The organism is uncultured Halorubrum sp. (genome assembly GCF_937146585.1).
Taxonomy (GTDB): domain Archaea; phylum Halobacteriota; class Halobacteria; order Halobacteriales; family Haloferacaceae; genus Halorubrum; species Halorubrum miltondacostae.
The window spans coordinates 42,112-54,008 of the sequence record NZ_CAKZRO010000052.1 but is presented as its reverse complement, the minus strand read 5'-3'; the positions used below and the strand labels follow the sequence as shown (position 1 = coordinate 54,008).

The 11,897-nt window shown below is 72.0% G+C and carries 13 protein-coding genes; 8 read left to right on the top strand and 5 right to left on the bottom strand.

Features of this window, described 5'->3' with window-relative positions; translation table 11 throughout:
- Window positions 1–10 precede the first annotated feature (10 nt).
- Complete coding sequence (locus Q0116_RS04865) at window positions 11–199, bottom strand: hypothetical protein (protein WP_297886041.1); 189 nt, start codon at window positions 197–199, stop codon at window positions 11–13.
- 54 nt (window positions 200–253) lie between these two features.
- Entirely contained in the window at window positions 254–1,168 is a 915-nt protein-coding gene (mdh, locus tag Q0116_RS04860; protein ID WP_297886040.1) for a malate dehydrogenase, read from the bottom strand.
- Window positions 1,169–1,275: 107 nt separating this feature from the next.
- On the opposite strand from mdh, the gene Q0116_RS04855 reads away from it, so the two are divergent.
- The 3 genes from Q0116_RS04855 to Q0116_RS04845 all read left to right on the top strand — a co-directional run bounded on the left by Q0116_RS04855 (window position 1,276) and on the right by Q0116_RS04845 (window position 5,360).
- Window positions 1,276–1,869 (top strand): hypothetical protein, encoded by a 594-nt coding sequence (locus tag Q0116_RS04855; protein ID WP_297886038.1) that lies wholly within the window; start codon window positions 1,276–1,278, stop codon window positions 1,867–1,869.
- A gap of 100 nt (window positions 1,870–1,969) precedes the next feature.
- Entirely contained in the window at window positions 1,970–3,358 is a 1,389-nt protein-coding gene (locus tag Q0116_RS04850) for an MFS transporter (RefSeq protein WP_297886036.1), read from the top strand.
- 79 nt (window positions 3,359–3,437) lie between these two features.
- On the top strand, window positions 3,438–5,360 hold the full coding sequence (locus tag Q0116_RS04845) for a histidine kinase N-terminal 7TM domain-containing protein (protein WP_297886034.1): 1,923 nt from the start codon (window positions 3,438–3,440) through the stop codon (window positions 5,358–5,360).
- Window positions 5,361–5,410: 50 nt separating this feature from the next.
- Here the strand turns inward: Q0116_RS04845 and Q0116_RS04840 are convergent, their stop codons facing one another.
- The 3 genes from Q0116_RS04840 to Q0116_RS04830 form a co-directional block, all read right to left on the bottom strand.
- Window positions 5,411–6,154, bottom strand: coding sequence for a DNA polymerase sliding clamp (locus tag Q0116_RS04840; protein ID WP_006114658.1), 744 nt, complete (start codon window positions 6,152–6,154; stop codon window positions 5,411–5,413).
- Between the two features lie 61 nt (window positions 6,155–6,215).
- Window positions 6,216–6,596: a hypothetical protein gene (locus Q0116_RS04835; protein ID WP_297886031.1), complete on the bottom strand. Its 381-nt coding sequence runs from the start codon at window positions 6,594–6,596 to the stop codon at window positions 6,216–6,218.
- A gap of 136 nt (window positions 6,597–6,732) precedes the next feature.
- Window positions 6,733–8,139, bottom strand: a complete 1,407-nt coding sequence (locus Q0116_RS04830; RefSeq protein WP_297886029.1) for a phosphoglucomutase/phosphomannomutase family protein — start codon at window positions 8,137–8,139, stop codon at window positions 6,733–6,735.
- A 135-nt stretch (window positions 8,140–8,274) separates the two neighbouring features.
- On the opposite strand from Q0116_RS04830, the gene Q0116_RS04825 reads away from it, so the two are divergent.
- The 5 genes from Q0116_RS04825 (at window position 8,275) to Q0116_RS04805 (ending at window position 11,535) form a co-directional block, all read left to right on the top strand.
- Window positions 8,275–8,841 carry an NADPH-dependent FMN reductase gene (locus tag Q0116_RS04825; RefSeq protein WP_297886027.1) on the top strand — a complete coding sequence of 189 codons (567 nt, stop codon included), beginning with the start codon at window positions 8,275–8,277 and terminating at the stop codon, window positions 8,839–8,841.
- The gene (locus Q0116_RS04820) at window positions 8,838–9,209 is read left to right on the top strand and encodes a rhodanese-like domain-containing protein (protein WP_297886025.1); all 372 of its coding nucleotides are present in this window, start codon (window positions 8,838–8,840) and stop codon (window positions 9,207–9,209) included. Before Q0116_RS04825 ends, Q0116_RS04820 begins: the two co-directional genes overlap by 4 nt.
- Window positions 9,210–9,297: 88 nt before the next feature.
- The gene (gene hjc / locus Q0116_RS04815) at window positions 9,298–9,843 is read left to right on the top strand and encodes a Holliday junction resolvase Hjc (protein WP_308214392.1); all 546 of its coding nucleotides are present in this window, start codon (window positions 9,298–9,300) and stop codon (window positions 9,841–9,843) included.
- An 86-nt stretch (window positions 9,844–9,929) separates the two neighbouring features.
- Window positions 9,930–10,898, top strand: coding sequence for a serine/threonine-protein kinase Rio1 (gene rio1 / locus Q0116_RS04810; RefSeq protein WP_297886022.1), 969 nt, complete (start codon window positions 9,930–9,932; stop codon window positions 10,896–10,898).
- Between the two features lie 94 nt (window positions 10,899–10,992).
- Complete coding sequence (locus Q0116_RS04805; RefSeq protein WP_006114650.1) at window positions 10,993–11,535, top strand: KH domain-containing protein; 543 nt, start codon at window positions 10,993–10,995, stop codon at window positions 11,533–11,535.
- Window positions 11,536–11,897: the final 362 nt, after the last annotated feature.

Sequence of the window (11,897 nt, the reverse complement as noted above, 5' to 3'; positions counted from 1 at the left end):
GCGGTCCGCCTCAGATCCGGTCGGTGAGGTGTAAGGCGATCACGACGACGAGCGCGACCCCGATCAGCGTCGGGAGGGCGTCGAGGAGCCACGAGGCGATGTCGAGGGCCGTCTCGACGATCTCCAGGAGAAGCCACGCGACGACGAGCAGCAACACGACCTTCAGCAGGTCGTCGGTGTCGACCTCGGCGCGATTCATGCCCTGACGAGCGCGGGAAGTGGTAAAAAGACGGTGGTGACGGCGGCCGCGGTCCTACGCGATCTTCTCGTACTGCTCGGAGAGCTTCTCGGCGGCCTCGTCGAGCAGGTCGGCCTCGTACTCGTCGAGGTCCCACTCGACGACCTCCTCGACGCCGTTCGAGCCGAGCTTCGCCGGCACGCCGAGCGCGGTGTCGTCGTAGCCGTACTCGCCGTCGAGCACGACGGAGCAGGGGAGCACCTCGCCGGTGTCCTCGAGGATCGCCTCGACGGTGTGGGCGACGCCCGTCGCCGGCCCCCACTGCGTCGCGCCCTTCCGGCTGATCACGTCCATCGCGGACTCTTGGAGGTCCGCGAGGATCTGCTCTTTCTCGTCGGCGTCGAACGTCGGGTCGCGGCCGTCGACGCGCACCTTCGAGAAGACGGGCGCCTGCGCGTCGCCGTGCTCGCCGAGGATCGTCGCCTCGACGTTCCGGACGGGCGCGTCGAAGCGCTCGGAGAGGACGTAGCGGAAGCGCGCGGAGTCGAGTCGGCCGCCGAAGCCGATCACCTTGTGGCGGTCGCGGTCGCCCGCCTCGTAGAGGTGGCGGTTGAGCAGGTCGACCGGGTTCGAGGTGGTGACGGTGACGAAGTCGTCGTTGTGCTCGGCGATCGAGGCGCCGATGTCCTCCATGATCGGCGCGTTGTCGCCGGCGAGGTCGATCCGCGTCTGTCCCTCCTTGCGCGGGATGCCGGCCGTGATGACGACGACGTCCGAGCCGGCGGTGTCCTCGTACTCGCCCTGCCGGACGGTCGTGTTCGAGTCGTACGCGACGCCGTGGTTCGCGTCCGCGGCCTGTCCGATCGTCGTCTCGCGCTGGTCCGGGATGTCGACGAAGACGAGCTCGTCGACCACGTCGCGCAGCGCGAGGTTGTAGCCGGCCGCGGCTCCGACGGTCCCCGCCGCACCGATAACGCTGACCTTTGTCATACGTCTGGATCCGCGACCGGGCGGTGAGTAAACGTTTCGGAACCGCAGCAACGTCCGTGACCGTCGTCGCGAAACCCCTAACTCCCGCGGCGTCGAACCGTCGCCTCGTGCCGACGTTCCGTTATCCGTGTCCCGGCTGTCGGACGACGAACAGCCTTCACGACGCCGACTGCGACTTCGAGGGCGTGAGCTGGCCGACCGTCGAGAAGGCGTACACCGACCTCCTGTCGGTGCTGTCCGCGGAGCCCGACGGCCTGCCGGAGGCGGCGCTGCGGGACGCGGTCCCGGCGCAGTGGGGCGGGCTCCACAAGGCCGCGCTCGGCGCGCTCCGCCGCGACCAGCGCGTCGTCGAGGACGGGGACCGGCTCCGCCTGCTCACCGCCGCGGAGTTCAAGGAGCGCGTCTCCGAGCCCACCCGCGACCCGATGCGCACCGTCTACGAGCACGGCTCCGTTCCGGGCTGTCACGACAACGCGGTGTTCGCGATGGTGGCGTGGTACGAGATGGTCGGCCTCTCGTGGCCCGAGACGCGCGAGAACGTGATCGAGTGGCTCCACGAGTCGGGCGCGTGGGACCGCGGCGGCTTCGAGGAGTCGACGCCGGGGGAGCTCGTCGACGCCAAGCGCCACGTGTACGACGAGGGGTACGGCTGGAAGGAGAAGGGGCAGGCCGCGAAGCGCGTCATCGAGCGACACCTGTAGCCCCGGCTCGCTCGGAGCCCCGACCCGCTCGGCGCGCCACAGTAGCCCCTCGCGACGCACCCGAGCGCCAACTTAACTCTCTGGGGGGTCTCTCTCCACCGTGACACACCCGGAGGCCGGAGCCGCGTCGGGGCCCGACGACGAGGCCGCGGACGCCGCCTCACCGGCCGACGCCGAGCGCCCCCCGGCCGTCGACAACCCGCGCCGCGCGCTGGCGGTCGTGATCGGCGTCGTGTTCATCGACCTCGTCGGCTTCGGGATCGTGATCCCGATCCTCCCCTTCTACGTCAGGTCATTCGGCGTCAGCGACGCCTACATCGGCCTGCTCGCGGCGTCGTACTCGCTCGCGCAGTTCCTCGCCGCGCCCACGCTCGGCCGACTCTCCGACCGGATCGGCCGTCGCCCCGTCCTCCTCGCGTCGCTCGCGGCCGCCGGCGCGGCGTGGGTGACGTTCGGCTACGCCGGGGCGGCGGGGGCGCGCTTCGGCTCCGCCGCGGCGCTGGCGACGCTGTTCGCCTCCCGGACGCTCGCGGGCGCGATGGGCGGGAACATCGCCGCCGCGCAGGCGTACGTCGCGGACATCACCCCCGTCGACCGCCGGGCCGGGGCGCTCGGACTCGTCGGCGCCGCGTTCGGGCTCGGGTTCGTCTTCGGGCCGGCGATCGGCGGCCTCCTCGCCGCCGACGCCGTCGTCGCCCGCGCCGACGCGCTCCTCCCGGCGTTCGTCCCGGCGACGGCGTACTCCCTGCCGAGCTTCGCGGCGGCGGGGATGAGCTTCCTCGCGGTCACGGTCGGGTTCGCCTTCCTCCAAGAGCCGACGCGGACGCGGTCGGCGGCCGAGGGCGGCGGCCGGCGGACGACGGCGATCGGTCAGTTCCGCGACGCGCTCGCCTCCGCGGCGCTCCGCCCGCTGACCGTCGCGTACTTCGTCGTCGCCGTCGCGTTCGCGGGCGTTCAGGTGATGTTCATCCCGTACGTCGCGGACGCGTTCGGCTACGACGCGACGGCCGCGGCGCTGCTGCTCACCTACGTCGGCGTCCTCGGCGCGGTGAACCAGGGCGTCCTCGTCGGGCGGCTCTCCCGGGTCGTCTCTTCCCGGACGCTCGTCGCCGCCGGGTCGGTCGTCCTCGCCGGGGGGCTCGCCGCCATCCCCGCGACGGGCCTCGTCGACCGCGTCGCCGCCGACGCCGCCCTCGGCGGCCCGGAGTGGCTCACGCTCTCGCTGGTCGCGCTGCTCGCCGCGCTCGCGGCGCTCTCGCTCGGGAACGCCCTCGTCAACGTCTCGCTGGCGACGCTCGTCTCCTCGTCCGCCGACGACGCGGCACAGGGCGCGGCCTTCGGCGTGACGCAGGGCGCGTCGAGCCTCGGCCGGACCGTCGGGCCCCCGCTGATGGCCGTCCTCTACACCGTCGCCGTCGCGTCGCCGTTCCTGATCGGCGCGCTCCTCCTCGTGCCCGTGGCCGCCGCGTTCCGCCGTCGGGACGAGTGACGGGTCGGAGCCGGTGCCGAGCGGCGCTCCGTCGCCCCACGACAGTTTTACCCCCGCCGTCGCCGTCGTACCTCCACGAATGGCCCTCGACCTCGTCCCCGCGTGGCCCGCCGTCGGCTCGCTCGCGGGCGGGGCGGGGGCGCTCGTGCTCGCGTGGGCGATCCGCGAACACCGCGGTCGCCCCGGCGTCGACTGGTTCCTCGGCGTGTTCGCCGCGCAGGCGACGTGGTGTTTCGCCTACGGGACCGGGCTGCTCGTGGCCGACCCGGCCCTCCGTGCCCTGCTCGAAACGGCGACGTGGCTCGGTATCATCTGGACCGGCGTGACCTTCCTCGGCTTCGCCTTGGAGTACACCGGCCGGAGCGACGTCGTCCGGAGCCGCCTGTTCGCGACGATCGTCGGGTTCGGCCTCCTCTCGACGGCTCTGCTGGTCACGAACTCTCTCCACGGCGCCTTCTGGACCGACTTCGGACCCGACCCGGCCTTCGGCGTCGAGACCGTCTCCTACGCGCTCGGGCCGTGGGCGTACCTCACCGTCGCCGCGGAGACCGTCCTCGTGGCCAGCGCGGTGTTCCTCCTCGTCGACACCCTCCTGAGCTACGGGCCCCTCTACCGCCGGGAGAGCGCCGCGGTCGCGCTGAGCCCCATTCCGCCGGGGTTCGCCCTGGTCGCGTGGGCGCTGTCGCTCGGTCCGGTCCCGCAGCTCCAGCTCGCGCCGATCATGTTCGTCCCGCACGTCCTCCTCGACGCGTACGCGTTCAACCGCGCGGAGATGTTCGAACGGAACCCGACGACCAGCCGCGCCGCCGAGCGCACCGCCATCGACGACCTGCGGGACCCCATCGTCGCGCTCGGGCTGGACCACCGCGTCGTCCGGCTCAACCCCGCGGCCGAGGCGGTGTTGGGCGTCGGCGCAGAGACCGCTCGCGACCGGCCGCTCGCCGACTTCCTCGACCTGCCGGTCGGAGTCGACGAGGGGGAGACGCGGGCGTCGGACGGCGACGCCGGCCCTGACGAGAGCGTTTCCCGCGAGACGGTCGAGATCGACGTCGCCGACGCGGCCCGGCCCCGCACGTACGCGGTGTCGGTCTCCCGGCTCACCGACCCCAACGGGACCCACGTCGGGTACACGCTCGTCCTCTCCGACGTCACCGAGCGCGAGCGGCGGCGGCAGCAGCTCGAGGTGCTCAACCGCATCCTGCGGCACAACCTCCGCAACGACGCGGGCGTCGTCCACGGGTACGGCGAGATCCTCCGCGACCGGCTCGACGACCCGGAGTTCGTCCAGATGGCCGACGCGGTCGAGCGCCGCGCCGGCGCGCTGGCCGCGCTCGGCGAGAAGGCCGGGACCGTCGAGCGGCTCCTCACCGACCGCGAGCCGGCGGCGACGGACGTCCGCGAACTCCTCGACTCGGTCGTCGCGGACGCCCGCGAGCGCGACGGGGACGCGACGATCGAACTCGCGATCGGGGGCGAGCCGACGACCGCCGACGCCGAGACGACGGCCACCGAGCCGACGACCGCCGACGGCGGGGCGGCGACCGCCGCCGACGAGGGGACGACCGACGGGGCCCGGGACGCCGACGCGTGGGTCACGCGGGTCCGGGCGGACGCGCTCCGCGCGGTCGTCGAGAACACCGTGGAGAACGCGCTCGACCACCACGACGGCGAGGGGACCGAGCGCGACGACGGCGGCGCGTGGGTGCGAGCCGCGCTCCGGCTGGAGGGGGATCGCGACGGCGGTGACGGGAGCGACGAGAGCGACTCCGGCCGCGACGCGCGGTTCGTCCTCACCGTCGCGGACGACGGTCCCGGGATCCCGGAACACGAGGTCGAGGCGGTCGAGTCGGGTCGCGAGACCGCCCTCGAACACGGCTCGGGGCTGGGGCTGTGGGTCGTCGCGTGGGGTGCCGCCGCGGTCGGCGCCGACGTGACGTACGCCGAGCGGGCGCCGCGCGGGACGCGCGTGACGGTGTCGATCCCGGTCGTCGCGGCGGAGTAAGGGGGCGAAAACGAGCTCGGTTCGATCTCGAAAACCGCCGCTTCAGGCCCTCAGTCGCTCTGAATACGGGGTGCGAGCATGAACGTCACGTTCCCGAGCCCCTCGGCGAAGCCGTAGTGGAGCTTGACCGGGAACTCCTCGCCGAGCTCGACGGTGACCTCGGCGTCGGAGGGGATCGCCTTGTTCATGTCCTTCAGGTAGTCGAGGCTGAACAGCGAGTCGGCGGGGCCGGCGGTGAGCGCGATGAGGTCCTCGCGGTCGAGCTTGAGGTTGACGTCGTCGGTGTCGCCCTCGGCCTCGATGAAGAACGCCTCGTCGGTCTCGTCGACGCGGAGGCGGATGTGGTCGGAGACCATGTCCGCGGCCTTGATCCCGCGGTCGAGCTGCGCGCCCTCGACGACGATCTCGGAGGCGAGATCGAGGTCCGGGATGTCCGGCTCCTGCCGGATCGAGTCGGGGTCGATGAGCGCGAGCGTGTACGAGAGCCCGTCGATCTCGATGTGGAGCTTGCGGGTCTCCTCGTCGAGTTCGAGGTGGATCAGGTCGCCGGAGTTGGCCATGCCGGCGATGTCCTCGAGCCGGGCGAGGTTGACGCCGATGACGCCGCCGTCGGCCTCGTAGGACTCGAACGCGGCGGCCTCCAGGGTGAGGTCGACCATGCCGACGTTGGCGGGGTCGACGGCGCGGATGGAGAGCTCCTCCTCGTTCAGGCGGATCTTACACTCGTCGACCAACACGCTCACCGAATCGAGCGCGTCCTGAAACGTCGACGCGCCCACGATGGCCTTGAACATATACGTTCGGCTAGGGCGGTATCCCCTAAAAAGACACCCGATCGGGTCGGCACGGAAACGCTCAAAGCGACCGGATGAGGCGGGCGACGACGACCGCGAGCGTCACCACGGCTCGCAGCAGTCGGAGCCGTTCGAGCCGGTATTCGAGGGTCTCCGGCTCGTCGGCGTCGCGGTCGCTCGCGTCCGGATCCGCGCCGTCGTCCGCCGGCTCGCGCTCGCGGTCACGGGTCTCCCCGTCGTCGGGGCAGTGGTCACCGTCGCCGTCGGGACCGCGGTCTCCGTCGTCGCGGTCGCGGGCCCGCCCGTCGTCGGGATCGGGCGGCGGTTCGGCGGCCCGGCTCGACGCGTTCATCGGGTCCGGCGCGTCGCCGCCGACAGTCTCCGCGGGCGGCGTCGGTTCGGCGTCGCTGTGCTCCGGCGCTGGCAGTGGCTCGTCGATCATCTGTGTCCTCGGCCGCGTCAGGCGGTACACGACGATACGGAGTTAATTCATAAATAGACGAGCCGAACGCAAGGCGGAACTGAAAGTCGCGCGGCCGGGGCGCGGGCCTGCGGACCGTCGAGCTCGGCGACCGCCCTCAGACCAGCGGCTCGACGAGGTCGCGGCCCGCCGCGAGCAGGTCGTCGACGGCGTCCTCGGAGTCGGCCTCGGCGTACACTCGCAGCTTCGGCTCGGTGCCCGAGGGGCGGACGAGCAGCCACGAGCCGTTCTCCAAGAGGAGTTTGAACCCGTCGAGCGTGACGACCTTCGCCACCTCGTGCCCGTCGACCGACCCCGGGATGTGGTCCTCCAGCTCGTCGAGGACCCCTTCTTTCCGGTCGTCGGGGCAGTCGAGCGACACCTTCCCGGCCGCGATGCGGCCGTGCTCGTCGAGCAGGCGGTCGACGCGCGCGTCGAACGGCTCGGCGGCGTTGGTCGCGGCCGCGAGCAGCGCCATCAACACGCCGTCCTTCTCCCGGACGTGGCCGCGGAGCGTGAACCCGCCGGACTCCTCGCCGCCGAACAGCGCGTCGTGCTCGCCCATCGCCTCGGCGACCCACTTGAACCCGACCGGGGTCTCGTACACCGCCTCGCCGTGCGCCTCCGCGATGCGGTCGACGAGGAACGTCGTGGAGACGGTGCGGACCGCCGGGCCCGAGTCGGCCTCGAGGAGCCGGTCGTAGCAGGCGGCGTAGAAGAGGTTGGCGTCGAGGACGCCGCGCTCGGGCGTGACGACCGCGATCCGGTCGGCGTCGCCGTCGTTCGCGACCCCGAGGTCGACGTCGCTGTCGGGGTCGGTGACGCGGTCGGCCAGCGCGCCGAGGTGCTCGGCCGACGGCTCCGGGGAGTCGCCGCCGAAGGTCACGTCGCGCTCGCAGCGCAGCCGGACGACCTCCGCGCCGGCCGACTCGAGGAGCGCGTCCGTGACGCCGCGCCCGCTCCCGTGCATCGCGTCGTACGCCACGGTGAGCCCGGAGAGGTCCGGTCCGCCGTCCCCGCCCCCGACGACCTCGCCGACGACCCGGCGGGCGGCGTCGGCGTGGTCGCTCACGAGGTCGACCCGGGAGACGTCGCCGCGCTCGCCCCCGGGGAGCAGGTCCGGCTCCGCGAGCCGGTCGACGACGTCCTCGGTGACGTCGGGCAGCGCGGGCGCGCCGTCGTGGGGGATGAACTTCACGCCGTTGTACTCGGGCGGGTTGTGCGAGGCGGTGACCATACACGCGCCCGCGAGGTCGCGGTCGACGATGGCGTGGGCGATCACCGGGGTCGGCGCGTCGCGCTCGGGGAGGAGCACGTCGAAGCCGTTGCCGGCGAACACCTCGGCGAGGCTCTCGGCGAACCCCTCCGATGTCTCGCGGGCGTCGTACCCCACCGCGACCGGGCCGTCGCGGCCCGCCGCCTTCAGGTGGTCGGCGACCGCCTGCCCCACGATCCGCACGCGCTCGTCGGTGAACGTGTCCAGAGTCGCGCGCCACCCGTCCGTGCCGAAGGCAATCTGGTCCATGGGAGCCACGTCGGCGGCGGGGACAATAATGCCCCGTGTCGGCCGCGACGGTTGCGAGCGTGCGTGCGACCGGGAGACCGGCGGCGGTCGCCGCGGACCGCCCGCGTTTTAGTGGCCGGCAGTCGAACCCGACGTATGACCCGAATCGCCGCCGTCTCCGGCAGTCGGAGCGCGGACAGCACCACGCGGGCCGCGCTCCGCGTCGCGCTCGACGCCGCGGCCGACGCCGGCGCGGAGACCGACCTGATCGACTTGGCCACCGTCGACCTCCCCCTCTACCACCCGGACGAGGGCGCGCAGGGCGACAGCGAGGCGCTGAAGCGCCGCGTCCGCGAGGCCGACGGCGTCCTCGCCGGCACGCCCGTCTACCGCGGCTCCTACTCGTCGACGTTCAAGAACTTCCACGACTTCTGCGGCTCCGACGAGTACGCGGACACCGCCGTCGGGCTGCTCGCGACCGCCGGCGGCGGCTCCTACGGCGGGACGCTCGAACACCTCCGCTCGACGTTCCGGAACGTCCACGCGTGGACGGTCCCCCACGAGGTCGGGATCCGGGGCGCCGCGTCGGTCGTCGAGACGGGCGGGACCGCGGGCGGCACCGGACCGGACGGCGGACCGCGGATCACCGACGCGGACCTCCGCGACCGCACCGAGCGGCTGGGCCGCGTCGTCGTCGAGCACGCGGAGCGCCTCCGTCGATGAGTCGCATTCTCCCGGCCGAACTCGACGAGCGCCTCGGAACCGACGACGAGCCGCTCCTGCTGGACATCCGCCCCGAGTCGAACTACGACGGCGGCGCGATCGAGGGGAGCCGGAACGTGCCGGTGTACGACGACCTCCGCGGCGGCGACGAGGCCGCGCTGCGGCGACGCCTCGACGAGATCCCCGACGACCGCGAGGTCGTCACCGTCTGTAAGATGGGGATCGTCGCCAAGCGCGCGACCCGGGTGCTCGACGAGGCGGGTTACGAGGCGTCGACGCTCGCCGGCGGGATGAGCGGCTGGAACGGGTACGAGCGCGGGTCGCTCGGGTACAAGATCCGGTCGCTGTGGTGGCGGCTGCGCGGGTGACGAGCGCTCGGACCGGAGCGGCGCACGCGCCCCGCGACCCGCCGGGCTTTTGCCCGGCTCCCGTCTACGACGGCCATGACCGAACCGGGTGACGACGACCGTGTCCGCTAACCGGAAGGGAGACCGCCGCGAGCGCGAGCTGGTGAACGCCTTGGACGAGGCGGGGTTCGCCGTGATGCGCGCGCCGGCCAGCGGCTCCGCGACCGAGCGCGAGCTCCCCGACGTGCTCGCCGGCGACGGCGAGACGTTCTACGCCATCGAGGCGAAGTCCAGCGCGGGCGACCCCATCTACCTCACCGGCGAGGAGGTGGAGGCGCTGCTGTTCTTCGCGCGGAACTTCGGCGCGAAGGCGCGCATCGCGGTGCGGTTCGACCGCGAGGACTGGTACTTCTTCCACCCCGGCGACCTCTACACCACCGACGCCGGGTCGTACCGCGTGAAGAAGGAGAAAGCGCTCGCCGACGGCACCGACTTCCCCGAGTTCGTCGGCGAGACGGAGAAGGTGACGCTCTCTGAGGTCGGTGACGACGACGACGCGGACGCGACCGACCCCGAGACCGAGGAGCGGCGGACGATCCTCGAGGCCGTCCGCGACGGTCACATGCCGGTCGCGGACGCGCTCGACGTGCTGTGACGGCCGGTCGCGGCCGCGCTCCCGGGTCGCCCGGACGGCCCGCGGACCCCCTCGCTTATCCCTCGCGGCGTCGAACCCCGGGACGAATGAGCGAGGACTTCGGCCTGCTCGAACCGGCGGACCAGCCCGGCGACGAGTGGGAGAAACTCGACGTCTCCGACACCGAGGCCGACCGGATCGCCCGGCGGCAGGACCGCGAGTTCGACGAGTTCCGCAAGCGGATCAAAGACACCGAGCAGTTCAAACTCCAGGAGTCGGTGTTCGACGACGCCACGCTCGCCGCGGTGTACAAGCTGGTCCAGGACGGCTACGTCGACGCCTTCGGCGGGCCGGTGTCGACCGGGAAGGAGGCGAGCGTCTTCGAGGCGCTCGGGGGGCAGGCCGGCGAGCGACCGGAACCGGGCTCGAAGGCGGCGGGCGGCGGTCCCGAGGGGGTCACGCCCGAGCGCGAGGTCGCGGTGAAGGTGTACCGGATCAACTCCTCGAACTTCCGGCAGATGCGCGAGTACCTGGAGGGGGACCCGCGATTCGACGGCATCGCGAGCGACAAGAAGGCGGTCGTGCTGGCGTGGACCCGCAAGGAGTTCGCGAACCTCGAACGCGCGCGGACGGCCGGCGTGCGCGTCCCCGAACCGATCGCGGTCCAGCGGAACGTCCTCGTGATGGAGCTCGTCGGCCACGCCGAGGAGCGCGCCCGGCGGCTGAGCGAGGTCGACGTCGAGAACCCCGAGACCGCCTACGAGGTCGTCCGCGAGTACATGCGCCGGCTCTACGGGGCCGGCCTGATCCACGGCGACCTCTCCGAGTACAACATGATCATCCACGACGGCGAACTGGTGATCATCGACATGGGGCAGGCGGTGACGATCCACCACCCGAACGCCGGCGAGTTCCTCGACCGCGACTGCGAGAACGTGGCGACCTTCTTCACCCGACAGGGGATCGACGTCGACCCCGACGACCTCCGCACGTACGTGACGGAGCCCGAGGCCGACCCGAGCGGGGAGCCGGAGACGGGTCCGGGATCCCCGTCGAGCCCCGAGTCGGACGAGTGAGTGGCGCCGATTTCGTCCGCAGGCGGTCCGAGAACCCGTCACGCGGCGACCGCCGCGGAACACGCTTAAAAGGCTCCGCCGGGTACTCCGTGATATGCAACACGTGACGGTTCCGCAGGACCGGATCGGCGTCGTCATCGGCGCCGGCGGCGAGACGATGCGGGAGATCGAAGAGCGGGCGAACGTGCGGCTGGACATCGACTCGGAGTCGGGGAGCGTCGCCATCGAGGAGCGCGACGACCCCGTGGCGGCGATGGTGGCCCCGGACGTGATCAAGGCGATCGGCCGCGGCTTCAAGCCGGAGACGGCGCTGTCGATCCTCGACCACGACCTCCGGACGCTCGACTTAGTCGACCTGTCGGAACACACCCGCAACGACAACGACCTCCAGCGCAAGAAGGGCCGGATCATCGGCGAAAACGGTCGCACGCGCGAGCTCATCGAGGAGCTGTCGGGCGCGAACGTCGTCGTCTACGGGTCCACCGTGGGCGCGGTGGGCCAGCCCGAGGAGCTTGAGGTCGTTCGCCGGGCCGTCGGGATGCTGCTCGACGGCGCCCCGCACGGCGCGGTGTACTCGTACCTGGAGCGCATGTCGAACGAGCTCGACGACGACGTGAGCTTCAACGCGCCGCAGTAAGCAGGATCCGTTATCACTTTCGGCGTCGCCGTCGCTGTTTGTTTATGAAGTGTTGTTACCAGCGGTGTCGTGAGTACTGTCAAAGCCTCAGCCGCTGGCTTATAAACAGCTGACCACAGATCGACGGTGACTACCTGCAAAGCCCCAGCCGCGAGGACGCCGTACGCTCGCTGCGCTCCTCGCTCAGTCGCTACCGCTCCTTCGCTGTGGTGCTTGCGTCGCCTACGGCGTCCTCGCGGCTGCCCCTTTGAGCCCCACCCCGACCGCACAGCAACCGCAGCCTCACACCTCCCCAGCCTCGTCGCTGGCACCCTCCGCTTCGCTCCGGGAGCCAGCGACTCCCTCGCGCGTGCGACTCACGC